We start from the raw sequence: 22,736 nt of genomic DNA on the forward strand, positions 1-22,736 counted from the left end.
ACAAAAAAGTTGTACAAGAGCAACATTTCTAATCATCTTTTAATGTTAACTTACATACAATGCTTTAAATCAATATTTTTTTGATTAAAAAGTTGCCCTAACACAAAATTTATAGACAAGGTAAAAAGGAGGCGTATTTATGAGCCATTCAATTACAATTAAGGAGCTTTTTGTATCCTATCATGGAAACCCTGTCATTCAAGATGTTTCTTTTGAAGTAGAACAAGGGAAGCTTGTTGGGATCATCGGTCCGAATGGAGCTGGAAAATCAACCTTAATAAAGGCAATTCTTGAATTAATTCCACACGATAAAGGATCAATTAAAGTTAACGGAAGTGCCATTCGAACAAATCGAAAAATGGTCGCTTATGTTCCCCAGAGAAATAATATCGATTGGGATTTTCCAATCACTGTTTTAGATGTTGTACTATTAGGTACATTTCCTCATCTTGGCTTTTTTAGAAAGCCTAAAAAAAATGAAAAATTGTTTGCAATGGAATGTTTAAAAAAAGTTGGAATGGAATCTTTTAAAAATAGACAAATAGGAGAACTTTCAGGTGGCCAGCAACAGCGTGTATTTTTAGCAAGAGCTTTAGCACAAAATACTGACATTTTATTTTTGGATGAACCTTTTGTAGGCATTGATATGACAAGTGAAGATACAATTATCAAAATCTTAAAAGAATTGCGTAATGCAGGTAAAACAATCATTGTAGTACATCATGACTTAACTAAGGCACAAACTTACTTTGACGAATTATTATTACTGAATCAACGTCTTATTCACTATGGATCGGTTGAGGAAGTTCTAAATCCTACAATTATATCTAAAGCATATACAAATCATCCATTCTATTCTGTTGAAAGGGATAAGGTAAATTTAATATGAGTGTACTCAATTTTTTTGAAGCATTAATGACGTATGATTTCTTACAAAAGGCATTATTTACATCAATTATTGTTGGAATTATTTGTGGGGTCATTGGTTGCTTTATTGTTTTAAGAGGAATGGCATTAATAGGTGACGCGATTTCACACGCTGTTCTGCCAGGGGTTGCGATTTCATATATGTTAGGATTTAACTTTTTTATCGGTGCGGTTGTTACTGGCATATTAACAGCTATCGGAATTGGATTTGTTAGCCAAAATAGTCGAATTAAACATGATATGGCAATAGGAATTATGTTTACATCTGTATTTGCAGTCGGTATCATCCTCGTCACTTTTATGAAAAGCAGTGCAGATTTATATCATATTTTATTTGGAAATGTATTATCAGTCCGTTCTTCTGATATGTTGATTACAGCCTGTATCGGTATCGTTGTCATTAGCCTTGTCTATTTATTTTATAAAGAATTACTTGTTTCAACCTTCGACCCAACGATGGCACAAAGCTATGGTTTACCTACAAAATGGATTCAATATGGCTTAATGGTTCTTTTAACTTTAGTTACTGTCGCCTCTTTACAAACAGTAGGTATTATTCTTGTCGTTGCCATGCTGATCACTCCAGCAGCGACTGCTTACTTATTAACAAATCGTCTTTGGATCATGATTTATTTAGCTGCTTCATTAGGAGTAGTATCATCCGTCATCGGACTATATTTTAGCTTCACTTACAATTTGGCATCCGGAGCAACTATTGTACTTGTAGCAGCATTCTTCTTTGCAATGGCATTTTTCTTCTCTCCTTCTCAAGGCCTATTATGGAAATTAATGAAGACAAAGAAAAATAAAAAAAGTATTTCATTTCATAAGTAATTAAAGGAGGTAATAGACATGAGGATATTAAAGAAATTTATACCATTGATGTTACTATTCATAATAGCATTATCAGCTTGTTCAAATGAAAAGGTCGAGAAAAATAAAAAACTTAAAGTCGTTACAACTTATTCTATTCTTTTTGATCTAGTAAAAAATATAGGAGGCAATAAAGTTGAGATTCATAGTTTAGTTCCAATTGGAGCAAATCCTCATGAATATGATCCCCTTCCAAAAGATTTAATGAAAACAACTGATGCAGATGTTGTATTTTATAATGGGTTAAATCTTGAACAAGGTAATTCATGGTTTAAAAAGCTTTTAAAAAGTTCCAATAAGTCGGGCAAGGACGCTCCTGTTTATATGGTTAGTAAAAATGTAAAACCTATTTACTTAGAGTCAAATGGTTTAGAAGGTGAAACAGATCCACACGCTTGGCTTGATATTCGAAATGGAATCATTTTCACTAAAAATATACGAGATGCATTAATAAAAGAAGATCCAAAAAATAAAGCATATTATCAAAAAAATGCAGATGAGTATATTCAAAAATTAGAAAAGCTACATGCAAATACTTTAACAGAATTAAATAAAATTCCGATGGAAAAACGCTTCCTAATTACTAGTGAAGGCGCATTTAAATATTTTAGTGAAGCCTATCATTTACAATCAGGCTATATTTGGGAAATTAATTCTGAAGGTCAAGGTACCCCTAGCCAAATAAAAAATGTAGTTGATTTAATTAAAGAAAAAAATGTAAAAGTTCTTTTCGTGGAAACTAGTGTTGATCCACGGAGTATGGAAACAGTGTCACGGGAAACAGGCTCACCAATAGCTGGTACTGTTTTTACAGACTCCTTAGGTAAACCAGGTAAAGCTGGTGATACTTACCTAGGTATGATGGAATGGAATACAAAAACAATCATTAACGCGTTAAATAAATAATAACTTAAAACAAAAAAGCCCCATTCCATGCTTGGGGCTTTTAACTTTAACTATATTAATCTTCTAATCTTTATTAACGTAAATCGATCCATTCTTCGTTTTTAAATTAAGATGGTTTTCTCCACTTCCAACAATCGCTTGATTTGAATGGATTTCATCTTTATTTTTCATTTTCCAGCCTATATTCCCATCAAAGTTTCCATCATTTGTTTCTGCATTAATTGCAATGCTATTATCTTTTAGCAAGTTGATTTGAAGTTCACCGTCATCTGAAGTAATGTTACTACTACCAAATAATAATGCATCGTCGACATTAACTGAACCGTTGTTTGTTTTTGCGTTAACTTCACCTTTAAACTCATTCAGGGTTATTTCGCCATCATTTGTAATGATTTCACTTCTACCTTCCATATTCGCATGGTCAAACGAAATTCTACCATCTTTTGTGCTTGCATTTAAATAGCCAGATATATTCCTAACTATAATTTCTCCGTCACGTGTTGCAATTTCACTTTCATTTGTTAAATTCACTTTAGTTAGGCTAATTGAGCCATTTCTAGTTTTTGCAACTAAGTTTCCGGATACATTTTCAACATTTATTTGACCGTCATTCGAATTAATTACTGTATCATTAGCCTTATTCGTTAAATTTACCGAACCATCGTCTACTTTAATATTCGTCATCATACTTTTCGGCAAATCAATCGATAACTCAGCCTTTTTATATCCAAAATGGAATATGTTATTGTCATCATCATTAATTTCTATAACCATTTTATTTCCAAGTGTTTTTACCGAATAATAATCTGATAACTTCCCTGTTTCTTTTTTACCATTATCAGGTATTCGGATCGTACCGTTTACTTTTAACGAATTCGAGTCAGTTCCATTTACATTTATTTCTCCATCCGTTGCTTTAATAATAACTTCATTAATTGATGTAGAAATAGTTTGTGAATCATTTATTTCCATATTTTTGGATTTAAACGTGTATCCAATTTCTTTAATAAAAAAATGTCCTATACTAAAAACAATTGAAACGATCATTACTAAAACAAGTAGAAAAATACTAAATCCATGAAAACGGAGTGTGTCTTCTTTTCTTACTAAATGAAAGAACAAGACTTCAATCCCTAATAAAATACAAGCAACTGGCCAAGCATTAATTAAAAACTTCGTATATGGTATCGAAATAAAACTTTGTAGAAACCACAATACACCAATTGCAATCAAAATAATTCCAGCAGTTATAGTGCCAACTTTCCAGTTTCTCATACTTCTTTCTTCGGCTTTCCAGTTAATAATTTAATACCAAGTACAACAAACACGAAACTAATTATTAAATTTTGAACTAGATGATAATCAATAAATAGATTGTAGTGTCTTGAGATATAATCTGAGGCATTTTCTAATAATGATAAGCAACCGAAACCGATTAATACCCAACCAATTAAAAATTTATTAACTTTAAAATGATTATTTAAAATTGGCTCATCGATTAATTCGATATCCTCTCGATATTTGCTATGGTATTGTAGAGCATCAAAATAGCTATAAAATACAATAACTGGTATAAAAAATCCGAAACTTGAAATTAAATTTGTTAAAAATATTGTTCCGAAAAAAAGTAGCATAAACTGCAATCCTCGACTCATTAATCCTAAATAGAAATGACCAAGCCCAGGTAAAATTGATAATATATAAACTAATCTTTTACGTGATTTCAAAGTTTGTACCTCCATTATTTTTTATTTTCTTTCAATATTTTTGGAATAGATATTGTTATTTTTTCACTTTTTTCAATTAATGAAGATGTCTGATCGATTGTTTGTACAACTTGACGATTTGAATTTGAAATTCGCTCAGCTAATTGAAATTGGAAAAATAAAAATGTTGCTGCTGCAGCCAATACTAAATGGATAAAGCGAACTTTTTTGGAATTATGATTATTCGATTTCATTTCGTTAACTTGATCCTTAATCTCGATTAACTCAGTTTGCTTCATAATCTCGTTCACGAAGTCATCAGAAAAGTGATAATCAGGTGGATTCATCCATTCCTCTTGTAATTCATTAAGAAGTTCAAGTTCAGCCTCGCATGAGCTACATTCATTTAAATGCTGTTCAAGCATAAGAGATTCTTTTTTTGAAAGCTTATTTTGTTGATACGATAATAATTGATCAGAAGTTAAATGTTTCAAATGACCCCTCCTTTATGCTTGTCTTTAATTAATCGTTTGGCTCGATATAAGCGTGACTCCACAGTTTTAACGGCTACATTTAATTTCATAGCTATTTCAGCGTAGGTCAGTTCTTCAAAATAATACAATTTCAATACATCGCTATATGCTTGTGGCAATTCAATTAAATATGAATGAATAAGTTCTTTATCGATCGTTTTTAGTAAAGCTTCCTCAGGTGTTAAAATATTCTCTTCTAGTAAAGTAGAAAGTAACTCACCCGTTTCATGCTCCTGTTGTTTAACTTGTTTTCTTTTAAAATCAATTGCTTTATTCATTGTAATTCGATAAATCCATGTTGCCAAACTTGATTCTCCGTTAAAGTTTTCAAGAGAACGATACAATTGGAGAAAGACTTCTTGTGAAATATCTTCAGCATCCTTTTGATTAGTTGAAACTTTCAATGCTACTGCAAATACCTTTGCTTCGTATCTTAAAATTAATTCCTTAAATAGTTGATGATTTCCCTTTAATATATTTTTTACTAATTGTTCATCCGACTCCATTGCATCACCTCTTTTCCCTATCCATAACTTTAGACGAAGACAATTTTAAAATCCCTGCAAAAATTTAAAAGTTTTTTTAATAAAATTTTTAAAGATATAAATGAAAGCTAAAAAGTCATGTAAATCAGCTATTAAGTAGTTTGTGGGAAAATACTTATTTAATGAATAAATGAACAAAAAAAAAGCTTATATTGATCAATACAAGCTTTTTTTGTTTCGTCGGTTGTGAAGTTTTAAGGAAAAAATTTATGTAATCAGTCAATTTTTTTGTAATTTTGTATGTTTTGACTGATTTTACATTGTTTTGATCAAATATTGATCTACTTTATTTAAGTTTTTACATTTTCAATTGTGAATTGCCCTGTTTTTTTACGATTCCCAGATTTTAATTGCGATTTGCCTTTTTTATTTGCGATACTCCGATTTTAATTGCGATTTGCCCTTTTTATTTGCGATTCTCCGATTTTAATTGCGATTTGCCTTTTTTATTTGCGATTCTCCAATTTTAATTGCGATTTACTTAATTTTCATTGAACTTCAGGAATACTATGTAAATCCTTTATATAGGTGCGCATATGTTTCATTATTTCTTCATATCTCAATTTGCCATTTTTTAAATTTACTTCATTTATATTTTCTAAAGACATAATTTTAAAGTTTCGATTATCTCGATAATAATTATAAGTGGGGAAAAAACTTGGATTAGTTAATTCAATTTTTACATCTTTGTTTTTTTGAGTTTTTACTACGTCTACTGTAGCAAGGCCACCAATTAACTCATATATTTCATCTTGAGCTGATAAATAGTTTCCTAACGAGTAAAAGACAATTGATTTATTCCCCGTTTTTCCTGTTATCCATGCCGGTGGTTGTAGTACATGTGGATGATTACCAATAATAATTTGAACTCCCATATCTGCTAATTTTTTTGCCATTTCCTTTTGAGTATTATTTGGCATTCTTTCATATTCAGTACCCCAATGCATCGCAACTACTACGACATCAGATATTTTTTTAGCTCTCTCAATATCACGGTTAATTTTGGTTAGGTCAATTAAATTTACTAAATAGTCTTTGCCTTTAGGAACAGGGATTCCGTTTGTACCAAATGTATAAGCAAGAAATGAGAAGCGTATATTATTTTTTGCTAAAACTCTTATTTGGTCATGGTCCGCCTTCGATTTAAATGCCCCAGTATATGGCATGTGAATTGCATTCCAATGAGAAAGTGCACTTTGGATTATTTTTTCACCGCGATCAAGTGAATGATTATTTGCTAATGTTACAAAATCAACTCCAGCACCTTTTAGTGCATCACCGACTTCATATGGACTATTAAATGCTGGATACGTTGATAATCCAAACTGCTTTCCACCTATCATTGTTTCTTGATTTGCTACTAAAATATCTGGTTGTTCCATCGTTTTTCTAACTTCATCAAACATTTTATTAAAATTGTAAACACCGTTTGGAAGCATAGCATCCTCATAAACTTCATTATGTATTAATATATCACCGACAGCACCAACAGTAACTTTCGAAACAACCTCATCTTTTTTCTCAACAGTTTCATTCGGTCTTTTGACCTGTTCTGTTTTTGATTTATTTTCTTTTACATTATTTTCTTGATTATTTTTTGAGCAAGCAGTCAATATAGCAAAAATACAAGTTATCGATATGATTATAAATTTTTTCACATTTTTCTCTCCAAAGTTCGGGACTCGATTAAAGATTTTAGCCTATTGATAGGTTAAGAATAGTCCATTTTTAAGTTGTCCCATATTAATATTTATTATCTAATCCATTTAATCCTTTCCCATTTTTTTACAAATGGGCATTTAATTCTACATTGTTTATTAATAAATATCAATCATTATTAATACTTTACGATAACATTTTTTAAAAATTAAGAATTATTGGACTTAAGTATGAAAGAACTATTAAAATAATAATATGGTCAATATGAATGACTTTTTCGGTTTTAATTAATATCGAAATTCTTATTATTATGAGGCTATTAAATTTCGAAAGTGTTAGGAGAGTAAAATGGGTATATCAGAAAAGTTATTACAGTTAAAAAAAGAAATAAGCAACGTCATTATCGGTAAGGATAATGTCGTTGAAATGATTTTCATTGCTTTAATAAATAATGGACATATTTTATTGGAAAGTGTACCTGGAACGGGTAAGACTCAATTAGCTAAAAGCTTTGCAAAAACGATTAATGGTTCGTTTAAGCGGATACAATTTACTCCAGATTTATTACCGAGTGATGTAACTGGAATTCAATTTTTTCATCCAAAGGAACAAGATTTTCAACTTCGAATCGGTCCTGTTATGACGAATATCTTATTAGCTGATGAAATAAACCGTGCTACCCCTAGAACTCAAGCTAGTTTATTAGAGGTAATGGAAGAGCGACAAGTAACAATCGATGGAGAAACGATTAGTCTACCTAACCCATTTATCGTTATTGCAACACAAAATCCAATTGAATCGCAGCAAGGTACATTCCCATTACCTGAAGCACAAATGGATCGCTTCTTTATGCAAATCAGTTTGAAGTATCCTACTTTTGAAGAAGAAAAAAGCATTATGAAATCATATCGTTTAAATAGTCCATTTTCGAACTTAAATACAGTATTAACATTAGATGAAATTTATGAAATGAAAGAACAAGTGAAGACTGTTAAGATTTCAGATGAAGTGGAAGATTATATTTTAAAAATTGTACATCTAACTCGAAATCATGAAGATGTTCAGCTTGGGGTTAGTCCACGTGGTACATTGGCATTAATGAGAGCGTCGCAAGGCAAAGCTTATATTAATAATCGAACATTTGTTACACCTCAAGATGTAAAAGATGTTGCGGCCTATATTCTCTCACACAGAATCGTATTAAACCTTGAAGCATCCTTTAAATACAATGCTATACAAGTTATTGAATCAATTTTAAAACAAGTTGAGGTCCCTGTAGAAGCTGGAGCTGGTCAATAAATGACTTGGCATAAAGAGATTAATGGAAAGAACTCCCTTGATGTACTTATTATTTTTGGCGCAATCTTTTTAATTATTAATTTCTATCAGTCTTCATACTTGTTAATGTTTCTAGGTGCTTTTCTAATCATTCTTAGTTTAATGAGTAGATATTATTTAAATCATATAGCTGATCACCTTACGATTGAAAACGATCGATTACCAATTCATGTTACCGTTGGAGATCAATTTATATTACCAGTCAAAATTAAACAAAATAATTGGTTACCGATCATAAACGCTACAGTCCGAATAAAATTAAATCCAATTTTAGAAGGTGAAAAGTTTAAAACAATCAGTAATGATTCGAATTTAGAACTAATTATACCTATTCAATTAAAAGGTAATGAGACTGTTCAGCTTTCTTTACCGCTCTTGGCGACAAAACGTGGAGTTACGAGAATAAAAGAATTGGAGCTAACCATTTCAAATTTTTTTGGCTTAGGTTATGTACATTTAACTTATAAACCACTTTTACAAAAAGAAATAATCGTTTATCCAAGCTTAATTCCTGTACCTCAAATTGACCAAATAATGTCAACTAATTCATATGGTAATTTTGTGACACCATCTAGTATTTTTGAAGATTTTCTAGCTCCGATTGGAACTAGAGATTATGTATATTCGGACTCATTTCATCGAATTCACTGGAAAGCAAGTGCCAAGACGCAAGTACTACAAACTAAAATATATGAACGAACTGCTGATTATTCATTTACGTTTATCATCAACTTAAGAAATCCAAACCATGAAAATTTCAGACTAAGTATCGTTGAGAATATTGAATCGATTGCAAGTAATATTGCCTATATGGTCCAATATGCAACACTTAAAAATATTCAGTATGAAATCTTTCTAAATTTGAACATGGAAAGTGGAGTTCCTGTTTATCATTTACCGATTGGTGGAGGAAAATCTCAATTAAGTAAAACTTTTGAAATCCTTGCCCGTATTAATGGAGCAAGAACGACACAGCCTATCGATCGATTATTACATTACGTTGAAAAACAACAACGAAAATCTCCTGTTGTGATTTTATGTGGACCGTTCGGTAAGCATGGAGATCGATACTTCGCGCAAATGCGAAAACGCGGTCAAAATATATATTATCTACAAGATGATTTAGAAAGTCCAAAGCTTGTTCCATTTGGGCAGAATTAAGTCGAAAGGATAATGAAATGATTTTACGTTTACTACCTACATATTTTTTCTCATTAGAATATCTATATTTATATTTAATCGTTCTATTTTTATATGAATCAAAAAATCAACTACCGCCTACTTTGGCTATGATTTGCATTTTTCTTATTGGAAATCTAATTTTATTTTACTCTTTAAATAAATCTAAAGTGTCTCGTGTTAGCTCGTATTTTGCTGCCATTTTTTGCGGAGTAGTTGGCTACAATCTTGGCTTAAATTCGGTTACATCAATTTTATGCGCTTCCTTTATATTTTTTCGAATTGAGGCTTTTCTTAAAGACACTTCATTATGGAATGAAGAACGAAATAAATTGCAAATAATTTTTTATTTTACAAGTTTATTCGTACTCTTTTTTGCCTGGCCATCCCATTATGAGTATAAAAGTTTCGTATATGGGCTAATTATTATGTTTACAATTCTTTTTAGTTTAGGGAGATATTTTCAGCAAGCAGTTATTACACAAAGTATTAAAAACTCTCGCGGCATGTTCGGTTCAATACTAATTGCAGCAATACTAACTGGTATATTCACGTTAGTCGTACCATTATTTAAATGGGGTATTTTTAAAGTACTTGATGGATTATTTAAAGTAGTTGGATTTGTAGCGTCACCTATTTTCAACTTTGCTGATCACAAAAATTTTAAAGTTGAAAAAATTAAACTTAACCGTCATCCAGTTAAAAATCAAATACCACAAAATCCAAAAAATCAGCATTTTATTTTAGAATCAGTACCTACTTGGGTTTGGCTAGCCATACTAATAATTGTTTTAATCGCAATTTGGTTTGTTATTAGAAAGCTTAAATTTATTCGTATTGAAAACCAATCTTTCCAACAAGATATTGGTATTGAATACGAAACAATTCCAGAATCTATGAGAATAAAAAGACGACTTTTTAAAGCAAATGCCCCTACTGATCATATAAGAAAACTAATCTTTCAACTTCAGAAATATGCATCGAAGCACAAAATGGGTCGCCATAACGGTGAAACTTTAAATGAATGGTTTAAACGTATTCAAATTTCAAATGAAGACGAACTAATCAATGCATATAATTCAGTACGCTATGGTAAAGCTGAATTAAAGGATATTGAAAAGTATGAGGAACAGGTAAAGAGGATTAAAGAAATGATTAGGAATAGGGATAAAGAGCAAAGATAAAGGGTAAAAAAACACAAATTTTATTAAAAATTTGTGTTTTTTCTTTATTATGCCTTCTTGTATGCTTTAGTAGCAATTGTATATTTTTCGATATTTTTCATGTGTGGCTCGTAGCCTATGCCTGGTTTATTTGGTACAGTGATCATTCCATTTTCTACAGTTACTTCTGGTTCTATAATGTCTTCAGCCCAATATAGTGAGGAAGCAGCTGTGTCACCTGGTAGAATGAAGTTAGGTAATGAAGTAATTGCAATATTATGTGCTCTTCCGATACCTGATTCGAGCATTCCACCACACCATAATGGTATGTTATTTTCCATGCATAAATCATGTATTTTTCTTGATTGAGTTAGTCCGCCAACTCTCCCAATTTTAATATTAATAATTTTACAGCTTCCTAGTTTTATCGCTTTTCTAGCATCTTCTAATGAATGAATACTTTCATCTAAACAAATAGGCGTTTTCATTTTTGCTTGTAAATCTGCATGATCGATAATATCGTTGTAAGCAAGTGGTTGTTCGATCATCATTAAATTATAGTCATCTAAAGCGATTAACTGATCCATATCCGATAAAGTGTAAGCTGAATTAGCATCTGCCATTAAAGGGATATTTGGAAACACCTTTCTAACTTTATCGATCAGTTCAATATCCCAGCCTGGTTTAATTTTTAATTTGAATCGTTTGTAGCCTTCCTCGAGACGATTTTCAATGATTTTAATTGTAGAATCAATTGAATCTTGAATGCCTATGCTAACTCCAACTTCAATTTCCTTTTTAGTTCCACCTATTGCAGTAGAAAGTGAAATGTTTTCTTGCTTAGCATATAGATCCCAAATCGCACCTTCAATGGCAGCTTTAGCCATATAGTTTCCTCGAATATGAGAAAATAGCTTTTCTGAAAGTTCATCTGGATGATTAATTTCATTATTTAAGACGATTGGAATTAAATAATCTTCGAGAATATGCCAGTTTGTTTTTACAGTTTCTTCATTATATAAAGGATCAAGCATTGCAACAGATTCAGCCCATCCTGAAATTCCGTCTTCACTTATCGCTTCTAATAGAATAAACTCGCGGTCATACTCTGTTCCAAAGCTTGTTGTAAATGGATGCAATAAATCCAGTTTCATATGGCGTAATATTACTTGTTTAATTTTCATTTACGAACTCTCCCTTATAATAAATAATCGTTTTTTATTTTTTTAGTATATAAAAATGGACTGGCAGATTAGTTTCCGAATTCTTATAAAATCCTGTTACTTTCCAACCATTTCGGAATAAATTTTGAAAGGACTCTCGAGTCTTCATTCGCCATTCATTTGCAATATGAATATTTGATTCTCTTATTGTTCGGAAATCCTTTGGAACAGCAACAAATGCTAAGTCACTCACTTCAAAAGAATCTTTTATATTCGGAATAGGTAATCCGTCTTCATTTTCTTCCCATTCAATCAGAGAATGTTCAAGTGCTTCACTCAATTCAACTTGTCTTAAATTTTCTTTTTCATCTTCATTTTTAGAAATATGCCATTCAACTAGGAAACGATCAGATGGAATTCCACTATTTAACAAATCGTCCATCTCACCATAGCAGTTTTCAATATACGTACGACAAACTCCACCTAATTTTGCAATATTTAAATATCCATTTGCAGTTTCTAAAGGGTCATATGTCCAAGTTATTAGTTTATAACCGAGTTTCAGCGCTTCTTCTCGTTGGGCAATTTTAAGCAATTTTCCGATCCCTTTATTACGAAACGCTTGATCGATTCCAAGCATATGAGAACAAAGATAAACAGTTTGACCATCGAATCCAGGAAAACTATATTGAAATCCGATCATTTCTCCTTCAAAATAAGCACCTAAAACTAAGCCACCGTTCTTTGCAGCTGTAATTGTTTGATGAGTAGGAATTGAATCCTCAAATCCCCAAATTTTTGATTCTAATGTTCGAACCTGCTCCATTTCTTCTATTAAATGAAGAGCACGTATTGTAATACCATTCGTAGCTTCGGATTGATTCAGTTCGTTTAGCAATCTATTCACCTCTAATTTCTTATTGTTCTGATGCTAATAAGATAGCTTGAGTTAAAATTTTTGCTCCATATTGCAGAGCCTCTAAGTTAAAATTCATATGTGGATGGTGTAATCCTGGAGTTAGACCACATCCTAAACCAACCATTGTCGCTGCAATTTGAGGATATTTATTTGTATAGAAATGGAAATCCTCGCCTCCATTTGAAATGCATTCAGGCACTAGGTTGTCTACTCCGATCATTTCTTTAATAGCAGTTTCAGTCATTTTTATTGCTTGAACGTTTTGAACCGCCGCTGGAACAAATTCTTCCATTACCCACGAAATCTTAGCTTTTGTTTCATCCATCGTTTCTTCAAAAACCTCGACTGCACGAGCATTTAATTGATTCATAATCTCATTTGTTTGAGCTCTTACATCAAGGGAGAACTTTACGGTTTCAGGTATCGTATTTGATGCTTCATTCTCTGTTTGAATTTGAGTCATTTTAATCGAGTATGGGATGTCAGTATTTAAGTTTAATCGTTTTAATTTATATACAAGTTCAGCAGCTACTTCAATCGCATTAATACCATCCTGCGGTCGAGATGCATGTGCTTGAATGCCTTGAATTGTACCTTTAATCGTTTCAGCTGAACCATGTATGATGACTGGAGATGCTTTTTGGAAAGGAACTTCTCTTTCGGGTCTTAAATGTACTCCAAATAATGAAATGACATGATCTAATGCTCCATCATTCATCATTTGGAGTGCACCTTCACCTTTTTCTTCTGCTGGCTGAAAGATAAAGCGAATCGTATTTTTTGGCTTAATCTTACTAGCTGCCATGGCCAACGCTGTATATAAAACCATCGTACTATGAGCATCATGGCCACAAGAATGGTTTGCGATTACAACACCGTCAACCTCTTGAACTAGCGCATCCATATCTGCTCTTAGAGCAACAACTGTATCTTCTTCACCCTTTATTTCAGCAATAAATCCAAAATGACTTTCAAATGTTTTAATTTCGATTCCTGCATCGTTTAATCGTTCTTTTAAATAATTTGCTGTTTGTTCTTCATGCCAACTCGGTTCAGCTAACTTATGTAAATCTTGATAAGTTTGTATTATTTCTTCCTTATTAATGTCTAGAAAGGATTGTGGATTCATTAGCTATTTCTCCTCGCTTAATTTCTACTCTATAAAGACTTCATATGTTGAATAGATTTTTTCTAATTTTTGTTGATACATTTGAATTCTCTTTTTATCCTTTTCATATAAACCAGCAATCACTAAATTTAATAGGCTAATAACTGATGCTACCGAGTTTGATCCACTTTCTACATTCTCTTCTGTCGTGAGAACAATATCTGCAATTCTTCCAATCGGTGACAATAATCGATCAGTTACTGATATTAACTTAACTCCATTCTCTTTTGTACATTCGGCAATTGTTAATGTTTCCTTAGCATATCTTGGGAATGAAAATGCAATGACAACTGATTTATCCGTCAAATTGCAGAATTTTTCAAAAAAATCTCCCGCTGGAGAACAATACATTACATTACCTCTAATTGAACTTAACGTATTTGCAAACCAATACGCTGCAATATGAGATACACGATGTCCTACAATTAACACTTGATCGGAGCTAATTATTGCTTCTACCGCTTTTGATATTTCCTCAATATTGGAAGGTTGTAATAAATTTCTTAAAATATTTACTTCATTTTCGATAATTTTTGTATAAGTATGATGACCACTTACATCCTTAATTTCTTCTTTTTCTTTCATATAATCTGCTTTATTTAAATGTAGAAATTCGTTTTGAACGCTTAACTGCATATCACTGAAACCTTCAAATTCGAGTGCATATGAAAGTCGAATAACAGTAGTCTCACTCACATCAGCTTTTCTGCCTATTTGATAAGCTGCTTTAAATGCACACTCCTCTAAATTTTCAATCATATAAGTAGCTACTTTTTTTTGCCCCGGAGATAATTGTGAAAACTTCTCTTTTACTAACAATTTAAAACTAGGTCGTTTCATATTTTTAAATCCTTCCGCCAACGAAGTTTAAACTTCATTTTTTTAGAAAGTTGCAGTCAATACTTCTTTATTATTTACATTATCATAATCAAAAAGCAGGGGCAAGAAAAAGTAGAGGTAAATGATTACGAAAAAGTTTTTAAAAAAATAGTAAAAAACTTTCTAATTTGTCCCATAAATTTCTTGCATTCCCTTCTCTTCTTGCCCGTAAAATATTTGTAGTAATTAGTTAATTGCCCTTACAATTTACTTTAATTTGAATTAACTAAAATAGGACTACTATTCAAAATTTGAATCCGGTCGAAAGCCATAAATGTGTATACAATAGTTTTCGTAATGGATATAAAAGTTATTTGTATACCCTAAATCCAAGGAGGGGAAAATTTGAAAGTTTTAATAATATGGCGTCTCTTAACAGTTGGTGGAGTTAATGCTGGCTGGAGGAATCGTTCAATTTACTTTAAAAAGTTTGGTATTCATACTGAGTTTCTATATACAACTGACCATGGTGGATTACACATAATGGAAGATATTGCACCTGTCTATTTAACAAAAGATGAAAACGAAATCATTGGGATTATTAAAAATAATGCCTATGATGCAATCATTGTAGTAGATACAGGAGCAGCATATAAATGGTTACAAAAAGCTAAATACAAAGGCCCAGTTATTGTAGAAGCACGAACGCCAGAGCTAATTAAACTTCAGCCACATTTAAAAAAATTCAGGTCAGTTGAACCTGTTTCAATTGTCGTACCATCGAATTACCAAAAAAGATTAGTCTCCATCTTAACAGATAATATCCCCATTAAAGTAATCTACAATGGTGTTGACACCACATTTTTCCATCCATTAGCTACAGATGAAATTTCATATGATGTTCAACCAATACTTCCAACTAACAAAAAAGTAGTGTGTTGGATTGGCAGAGTAGATAAACGTAAAAACTGGCCGATGTTAGTTGAGATTGCAAAGCGGATTAAAAGTGAACGGTCAGATATTGAAATTTGGTTAATCGGAGGAGCTCAAAGTGTCCAACGAGAAGATTTTGCATTGACTTGGAAGGATGAAGGTCTAACTGATATGATCAAATGGTTTCCGGTTATTCCATATCAACAAATGCCTCACGTCTACGCAAAAGTACTTCAATCAGGCGGTTGTACGATCGCTACAACAAAAGTCGAGTCTTTTGGCAATACATTTATCGAATCCATGGCATGTGGAGTTCCTGTTGTTGCCTCTAATATTATGCCTATTTCGGAAATCGTTCTCCAAGGCGAAACCGGTATGTTATTTCGGGGACATGATGTACAAGATGCCGTAAAGATGATTTATCAAATAGTTGATAATCAAAAACTTCATCAAAAGCTTTCAGAAAATGCCGTAAAGCATGTTGAACAAAATTTTGCGATTCAAAAAGTAGCCGATATTTATCGCGAGTATCTTTTAAAAATTGGTGAAATTAATAATAGCGATGTGATCCAAAATGATTGAACCAGTTTCATATATAAAAAAACTTGAAGGAAAATCAAATGCTCATTTAATTACCTTTAATGATGGTAGAGATTATGTTGTGAAATATTTTCGTTCCGGATTTGAGAAAACTTTACCAAACGAATGGGTTGCCTATTGCATTGCTAGATTTTTAGATTTGCCTGTTCCTTACGCTCAAATCGTCTCGATTCCTGAAGAATTTTCCAATAAAATACCAGAATTAGAACTAGAAGAACTTCAACTCTCAAAGTTTCAGTTCGCGTCTTTGTATGTACCTGAAACTTTAAATGGTCATCAAGTTGGAGCAGTTCCAAGTATAGTAAATAAAGAACAATTAGCTGGGATCATTTTATTTGACTACTGGCTGTGTAATGGAGACCGTACTCGAAAAAATATTTTACTACATGAAGAAACCTTAGATAAATTTAAGCTTTGGATTATTGATCATGCTGAAGCATTTGGTTCCTACAGTTGGTTAGTTTCAGAGTTAGAAACTTTGCCTCAAAATATTATGAAAAGTTCCACTCATCAATTCATGTCCCAGTATATAGAAAGTGAAGAAAAATTTAATGAACAACTGAAAATCATCCAAAGATTCCCAGTCCTCTTATTAGAAGAAATTGTGGAATTAACACCTGATGATTGGTTACTTTCAAAGGATGACAAAAAAGCAATTGTAGGCAGATTAGTAAATCGAAGAAAAAAAATTCTCCCATACCTAAAACATAAATTCGTAAAAACGATTTACCGTCCTTTACATGAACAAAATGAATAACGTGAAAAAACGACTTCAATTTTTAGAAGTCGTTTTTATATTCTATTTAATGATGGACGGTTTACCAACTGGATAATATTCTATTTTCTCGCAATCTCTTATTCGATCTTCCATAATACAGTTTCTTCCGTCAAAAATAATTGGATTCTTCATTTTACTTAATACGCTTGGTAAGTCAAGTTCTCTAAACTCTCTCCACTCGGTTACAATAAAAATTGCATCTGCATCTGTTACACATTCATTTATTGAGCTAGCGTACGTAATATTACTACCTAGAATTTTTTTGGCATTTTCAATTGCGACAGGGTCATATGCTATTACTTCTGCACCTAATTTTCTTAAAGAATTTACAATTTTAATAGATGGTGCTTCTCGCATATCGTCAGTATCTGGTTTAAATGATAGTCCTAAACATGCGATCTTTTTCCCTTCTAATTCACCAAATCGTTCTATAGCCTTCTTTACAAGCAATTCGTGTTGGAATTTATTAATTGAAATAATTTCATTTAAAAATCCAAATTCAACTCCATTTAACTGAGCTGTGTGCAATAATGCTTTAACATCCTTAGGGAAACAAGAACCGCCATAGCCAATCCCTGCATATAAAAATGCTTCACCGATTCGTTTATCTTTCCCCATTCCTTTTGCCACATCTTCAACATTTGCACCGAGTGCTTCACATAGGTTTGCAATTTCATTTATATAACTTATTTTGCTAGCTAAAAATGCATTAGACGCATATTTAATCATCTCTGCACTTCGAATACTAGTAATTAAGATTGGTACATTTAATGGTTTATACATTTCTTCAACAATTCTAGCAGACTCTTGATTACTGCTACCAATAATAATTCGATCTGCTTCCATTGTATCTTTAATCGCTGAGCCTTGTCTAAGGAACTCAGGATTTGAAACGACGTCAACAACAATATCTTCGCTACAATTTTTTTGAATAATTTCCTTCACGATTTCATTCGTTCCAACTGGTACTGTACTTTTAATAGCAACAATTACATCCTTTTTAACATTTTTTGCGATATCAATTGCTGCACCTTCAAGATAAGTTAAATCTGCTGCTCCATCTTCCCCTTGAGGGGTACCTACTGCAACAACAATAACTTGAGCATCGTCTAACCCATTTTCGTATGAGGTTGTGAAAAATAATTTTCCTAACTTTATATTTCTAGTTATTAATACTTCTATTCCTGGTTCATATATTGGAGATATACCGGCACTTAAATTATTGATTTTAAGTTCATTTATATCAATACAAGTAACTGTGTGGCCTATCTCTGCTAAACAGACTCCTGTTGTTAAACCTACATAGCCCGTACCTAATATAGAAATTTTCAAGTTAATCCACTTCCTGATTCTTCATATTTGGATTGTCTTCTGCTATGACCTCATTTAAAAATGCAATCACTTCATTTTTTATATCTTCTCTATTGATCGCAAAATCGATCGTAGCCATAATGAACCCAATTTTATTTCCAATATCATATCGTTTCCCTTCGAAATTAAATGCTAGGACAGGCTGATTTTTATTTAATTCATTAATCGCATCAGTTAATTGCAATTCACACCCTTGTCCAACAGATAGTGTTGATAAAATATCGAATATCTCTGGAGTAAGAATGTATCGTCCCATAATTGCATAGTTGGAAGGAGCATCTTCTAATTTTGGTTTTTCTACAAGACAATCAACTTGATATAAATTTGTATCATAAGTACTTTCTTTAGGTTTAATTACTCCATATTTACTCACTTCTTGATCAGGAACACCTTGAACAGCTATAACTGGTGCTTTATGTTTTTCGTATACATTAATAATTTGCTGTAGACAAGGTGTAGTGGACATAACGATGTCATCCCCTAGCAAAACAGCAAACGGTTCATTTCCTATAAAACTCTTAGCACATAATATTGCATCGCCTAATCCTTTTGGTTCCTTTTGACGCACATAAAAGATCTTCACCATATTGGATATTTTCTGCATCTCTTCCAATACTGTTAGCTTATTTTTTCGAGATAATGATTCTTCTAATTCATATGATTTATCAAAATGATCCTCAATCGCTCGCTTACCTCTACCACTAATAATAATGATTTCTTCAATTCCAGAAGCTACAGCTTCTTCAACAATATATTGAATAGTTGGTTTATCAACTATAGGTAACATTTCCTTTGGCAACGCTTTCGTTGCCGGCAAAAAACGAGTCCCGAGACCGGCAGCGGGAATAATAGCCTTGCGGATTTTCATTATACTTGCCTCCAAACTTTTGTTCATTCTACTTTATATGTAAATTAAGGAGGACTTGTCACCATATATACCTATTCTGTTTAGAAAGATTATGCCTTAAAAACTAGATGTTTTTAAGCATACATCTTCATTTAGTAGGCCATCTAACAGAAGAAATTGCAATTAGTCTCTGAATTAGAATTATTTGTGCTAATATAATAATTTCTGAGGCAGTTTTGAAGTTAATAAGGCTGTTTGAGCATAAATCAAATCACTTTCTCCATTAATTAAGCAAGTACACAACTTGATCCGCAAAGTTCACTAAATGGTCTCACGAAACGAATCCCTCATGAAAATAAAAAAACTGTCTCAAAAGTATTTAAACTTATGAGACAGCGATTTATATTTAGACTTTCCCCTCAAAACATGATCTAATAACGATTTCTGTTTCTATATACTTCAGTGACGCTAGTAATTCTTTTTAATTTATATGGTTCGGAATTAACTTTATTAGATGAATTGTTAGATGAGTTATTAGATAGATTGTTAGATCTATTTACTATTCTGCTTCTATTTACATTATTACCGACTAGATCAGTTACTCTTCTAATACGTTTTAGTCCTCTTGGATTAGTATTAGCTGTATACTCTTCAGCTTTTACTATTTCTTTATCTCTAGGGATTGATTTTACTCGCCCTACTAGGACTTCTTCCATTACTTTTGTTTCAGACTGAATTAGAGATTCTGATTCTTCTACTTTCGTTTCAACAGTTGGTTCTTCAACTTCAATGATTTCTGAAGCTGGGAGTGCTGTTACTTCAATGATTTCTGGAGCTGGAAGTGCTGTTACTCCACTAAATTCTTCAGCTGGTTGTGCTACTTCTTCAGTAACAATGTCATTAGGCACAATAAACTGTTTATTTTGTACTGCAGATTTAAATAATGTTTGAGGTTCATATTGTAATAATTGTTCCGGCGAAATTGTAGAAGCATATTCTGTTCTGCTCCATACTGATAGAATTTCATCAGCTACACGACTCCATACATATTTAGAAACTGCAAGCTCTCTACCTCTTATTCCCATATTCTTCATTAACGATTTGTTTGATAATATTTCTGTTATTTTGGTAGCGAATTCATTTGGATCTACTGGGTTTTCTACGATTAAACCATTCTCTCCTGGAATAATTACTTCAGGGTTTCCTCCTCTCGCAGTTGTTACAATCGGAAGACCTGCTGCCATCGCTTCATAGTGTACCCTTGCAAGTGGCTCTTGCCATAAAGAAGTACATACAAATAAATCAGCTACTGCAAACCAGTTTTGGATTTCAAAAGGCGATACAAATCCTGTTGTAATAATCGGTACATCTTGTTTTTTTGATATCGCACGAATATAGGCAACATAGTCCGTTACATTGTTTTGACTAAACCAATTGCTTCCTACAATGACTAAAGCTAAGTCTTTGAAGGTTTTTGAAAGTGTTGGTAATGCTCTAATTAAACGGTCTACACCTTTGTTTTCTGAAAGTCTACCCGCAAATAAAATAACCGTTTTATTTTCTAAACCAAACTCTTTTCTAAGCGTATTTCTCGTACTTACTATTCTTGAATCATTTCCAGGTAAGAAACGATCAGAATCAACACCTGAATAAATTGTTCTAATTTTATTTGAACTTTGAGGATATAGTTCACGAATTACATTTCCAACATAATCACTTACAGTAACAATACTAGAAACTTCTTCTAAAACTAAATTCGCTTCATCAACAGCAATTTTCCCAATATTAAACATATCGTTGTGCATACTTAAAGTGATTTTTGCCTTTGGAGCTACTTTTCTAATAGGCAGGACAAGACGTGGTCTGTTAAAAATGTGGATTAAATCAAATTGCTTTCCTTCGATATATTGAACTACACCTTCACGATATAGCTCTAATACTTTACCGGGTACACGTACATAATCCACACCATCAATCGTTTCCTCATCTGGTAATGACGGATCGTTTACTCCTAATATCGTTATATCATGAACTTTACTTAAATAAGGTAAACTACCTGCTATATAAGTCTGAATCGCACCACCTAATACTGGAGGTACTGGTAGGTTTTCTGTACAAACCATCAATATTCTCATCATTTTCCACTCCAGTCGTTGCGAATCTCATTTAATGTTGCCCATTTTGACTGTTCTAGGTCAACGATTGATTGAATTAATTGTTTAGTAGATTCACCTAAAAATAATTCTGGTTCATAAAGTACTTCTTTAATGTTTTTATAAAATTCATTTGGCATTGTAAAATCGATCATTAATACGTCATATAATTCTGGTGAGATTGGATTTGCTTCATGATAAGCGTTTATCATTTCCCTTACCCACGTAGCATCCCATCCAAATAAGTCGGACATAGTACCAGATATAAGTTTCCTTAAATCTCGAATTGGCAAATCATACGCAACGCCATCTAAATCAATAACCCACATTCCATTTGGTCCCATTTGGCCATTTGACCAACCGTAATCCTGGTGAACTAATCCCCAGCTAGCGTTTCCTTCATTTACCATATTAAAATAATTTGAAGCATTTAAGTCTTCCATGCTTTTTCTTGCTTGCTCTTGAAATATATCAACTACATTTAATAAATCTTGACTAGCAGGCATTTCTTCATAAGCTATGGCAATTGTTCTGAACCAATTCATTTTGTTATATATTTTTTCATAACTTTTTGGCCATTTGTGTAGTCTTGATGCAACCTCTGCTTGAATCGGTGGTACATACCCTTTACTTAAACGATGAAACTCTCCAAGTGCATGACAGAGTTGCTTAGCACCTTCTAAATCTTTTGAAACTGGAGCCAATTGTTCAATCCATTCTGCAACGAACCATAGCTTTCCTCCAGCTTCTACAAATTCCTCGCCGTCTCTAGTGCGAACAATTCCTGGAACTCTAGCTTGTTGAACTTCAACCAGATACTTCTGAGCACCTAAACTAAACATACTTCTAGTAGGTCTTCTGTGTAAAAGTTTAAAGCTTTTTGGTCCTTCGTTCGTTTCAATTTTCCAAATTGCTCCACCTTTGTCGGCTTTCGTAGTAATGACTTGCATGCTGTTTACTTGAAGATTATAAAACTTAAGTACTTCAAGCCCAATTTTTTCAATATATTCAGGCACATAGAACTCATCGTGAATAAGCTCATCGACGATCCATGGCTCAATTATTATATTATTCAATTTCTCCCTCCTACTTTATAGAGCCCATAAAAAAATTCACATTTCTATTTGAAGGAAATGTAATCAAGAATTGCTTTTAT

At 32.4% G+C, this 22,736-nt stretch carries 21 protein-coding genes; 8 read left to right on the plus strand and 13 right to left on the minus strand.

The features are described from left to right. Positions 1-139 precede the first annotated feature (139 nt). The 3 genes from CN692_RS18235 to CN692_RS18245 are packed head-to-tail and all read left to right on the plus strand — an operon-like array spanning position 140 to position 2,706. Positions 140-889: a metal ABC transporter ATP-binding protein gene (locus tag CN692_RS18235; protein WP_098120577.1), complete on the plus strand. Its 750-nt coding sequence runs from the start codon at positions 140-142 to the stop codon at positions 887-889. Then, complete coding sequence (locus tag CN692_RS18240; protein WP_098120578.1) at positions 886-1,761, plus strand: metal ABC transporter permease; 876 nt, start codon at positions 886-888, stop codon at positions 1,759-1,761. The genes CN692_RS18235 and CN692_RS18240 overlap by 4 nt, the downstream gene beginning before the upstream one ends. A gap of 18 nt (positions 1,762-1,779) precedes the next feature. After that, positions 1,780-2,706, plus strand: a complete 927-nt coding sequence (locus CN692_RS18245) for a metal ABC transporter substrate-binding protein (RefSeq protein ID WP_098120579.1) — start codon at positions 1,780-1,782, stop codon at positions 2,704-2,706. Between the two features lie 63 nt (positions 2,707-2,769). On the opposite strand, the gene CN692_RS18250 is transcribed toward CN692_RS18245, so the two are convergent. The 5 genes from CN692_RS18250 to CN692_RS18270 form a co-directional block, all read right to left on the minus strand. Continuing rightward, entirely contained in the window at positions 2,770-3,981 is a 1,212-nt protein-coding gene (locus tag CN692_RS18250; protein ID WP_098120580.1) for a DUF4097 family beta strand repeat-containing protein, read from the minus strand. Continuing rightward, entirely contained in the window at positions 3,978-4,433 is a 456-nt protein-coding gene (locus CN692_RS18255) for a hypothetical protein (protein ID WP_098120581.1), read from the minus strand. Before CN692_RS18255 ends, CN692_RS18250 begins: the two co-directional genes overlap by 4 nt. A 14-nt stretch (positions 4,434-4,447) precedes the next feature. Beyond that, on the minus strand, positions 4,448-4,906 hold the full coding sequence (locus tag CN692_RS18260; protein WP_098120582.1) for a zf-HC2 domain-containing protein: 459 nt from the start codon (positions 4,904-4,906) through the stop codon (positions 4,448-4,450). Further along, entirely contained in the window at positions 4,903-5,451 is a 549-nt protein-coding gene (locus tag CN692_RS18265; protein ID WP_098120583.1) for an RNA polymerase sigma factor, read from the minus strand. Before CN692_RS18265 ends, CN692_RS18260 begins: the two co-directional genes overlap by 4 nt. Positions 5,452-5,978: 527 nt before the next feature. Continuing rightward, complete coding sequence (locus CN692_RS18270) at positions 5,979-7,148, minus strand: CapA family protein (RefSeq protein WP_179874477.1); 1,170 nt, start codon at positions 7,146-7,148, stop codon at positions 5,979-5,981. Positions 7,149-7,497: 349 nt separating this feature from the next. Here CN692_RS18270 and CN692_RS18275 point away from each other — a divergent pair, with 349 nt between their 5' ends. Genes CN692_RS18275 through CN692_RS18285 form a run of 3 tightly spaced genes read left to right on the plus strand, consistent with a single transcriptional unit; the run spans position 7,498 to position 10,850 of the window. Next, positions 7,498-8,448, plus strand: coding sequence for an AAA family ATPase (locus tag CN692_RS18275; protein WP_098120585.1), 951 nt, complete (start codon positions 7,498-7,500; stop codon positions 8,446-8,448). Further along, entirely contained in the window at positions 8,449-9,648 is a 1,200-nt protein-coding gene (locus tag CN692_RS18280) for a DUF58 domain-containing protein (protein WP_098120586.1), read from the plus strand. 17 nt (positions 9,649-9,665) lie between these two features. Continuing rightward, positions 9,666-10,850 carry a hypothetical protein gene (locus CN692_RS18285; RefSeq protein WP_098120587.1) on the plus strand — a complete coding sequence of 395 codons (1,185 nt, stop codon included), beginning with the start codon at positions 9,666-9,668 and terminating at the stop codon, positions 10,848-10,850. Positions 10,851-10,897: 47 nt separating this feature from the next. On the opposite strand, the gene menC is transcribed toward CN692_RS18285, so the two are convergent. The 4 genes from menC to CN692_RS18305 are packed head-to-tail and all read right to left on the minus strand — an operon-like array spanning position 10,898 to position 14,919. After that, positions 10,898-12,013, minus strand: a complete 1,116-nt coding sequence (gene menC, locus CN692_RS18290; protein ID WP_098120588.1) for an o-succinylbenzoate synthase — start codon at positions 12,011-12,013, stop codon at positions 10,898-10,900. Between the two features lie 34 nt (positions 12,014-12,047). Beyond that, positions 12,048-12,890, minus strand: a complete 843-nt coding sequence (locus tag CN692_RS18295) for a GNAT family N-acetyltransferase (protein WP_257144066.1) — start codon at positions 12,888-12,890, stop codon at positions 12,048-12,050. 19 nt (positions 12,891-12,909) lie between these two features. Next, positions 12,910-14,040 (minus strand): amidohydrolase, encoded by a 1,131-nt coding sequence (locus CN692_RS18300; RefSeq protein WP_098120589.1) that lies wholly within the window; start codon positions 14,038-14,040, stop codon positions 12,910-12,912. 24 nt (positions 14,041-14,064) lie between these two features. Next, the gene (locus CN692_RS18305) at positions 14,065-14,919 is read right to left on the minus strand and encodes a MurR/RpiR family transcriptional regulator (RefSeq protein WP_098120590.1); all 855 of its coding nucleotides are present in this window, start codon (positions 14,917-14,919) and stop codon (positions 14,065-14,067) included. Between the two features lie 384 nt (positions 14,920-15,303). Here CN692_RS18305 and CN692_RS18310 point away from each other — a divergent pair, with 384 nt between their 5' ends. Both CN692_RS18310 and CN692_RS18315 read left to right on the plus strand, forming a co-directional pair. Further along, the gene (locus tag CN692_RS18310; protein WP_098120591.1) at positions 15,304-16,413 is read left to right on the plus strand and encodes a glycosyltransferase family 4 protein; all 1,110 of its coding nucleotides are present in this window, start codon (positions 15,304-15,306) and stop codon (positions 16,411-16,413) included. Further along, positions 16,406-17,188: a HipA family kinase gene (locus tag CN692_RS18315; RefSeq protein ID WP_098120592.1), complete on the plus strand. Its 783-nt coding sequence runs from the start codon at positions 16,406-16,408 to the stop codon at positions 17,186-17,188. The genes CN692_RS18310 and CN692_RS18315 overlap by 8 nt, the downstream gene beginning before the upstream one ends. Positions 17,189-17,230: 42 nt before the next feature. Here CN692_RS18315 and CN692_RS18320 read toward each other — a convergent pair whose 3' ends face one another. From CN692_RS18320 to CN692_RS18335, 4 genes are all read right to left on the minus strand, one after another. Then, positions 17,231-18,541 (minus strand): UDP-glucose dehydrogenase family protein, encoded by a 1,311-nt coding sequence (locus CN692_RS18320; RefSeq protein WP_098120593.1) that lies wholly within the window; start codon positions 18,539-18,541, stop codon positions 17,231-17,233. 1 nt (position 18,542) lies between these two features. Continuing rightward, positions 18,543-19,448 (minus strand): UTP--glucose-1-phosphate uridylyltransferase GalU, encoded by a 906-nt coding sequence (galU, locus tag CN692_RS18325; RefSeq protein ID WP_098120594.1) that lies wholly within the window; start codon positions 19,446-19,448, stop codon positions 18,543-18,545. A 410-nt stretch (positions 19,449-19,858) separates the two neighbouring features. Continuing rightward, entirely contained in the window at positions 19,859-21,562 is a 1,704-nt protein-coding gene (locus tag CN692_RS18330; protein ID WP_098120595.1) for a glycosyltransferase family 4 protein, read from the minus strand. Then, the gene (locus tag CN692_RS18335; RefSeq protein WP_098120596.1) at positions 21,562-22,656 is read right to left on the minus strand and encodes a CotS family spore coat protein; all 1,095 of its coding nucleotides are present in this window, start codon (positions 22,654-22,656) and stop codon (positions 21,562-21,564) included. The genes CN692_RS18330 and CN692_RS18335 overlap by 1 nt, the downstream gene beginning before the upstream one ends. Between the last annotated feature and the right edge of the window lie 80 nt (positions 22,657-22,736).

The organism is Bacillus sp. AFS002410, from assembly GCF_002556365.1.
Lineage (GTDB): Bacteria > Bacillota > Bacilli > Bacillales > Bacillaceae_G > Gottfriedia.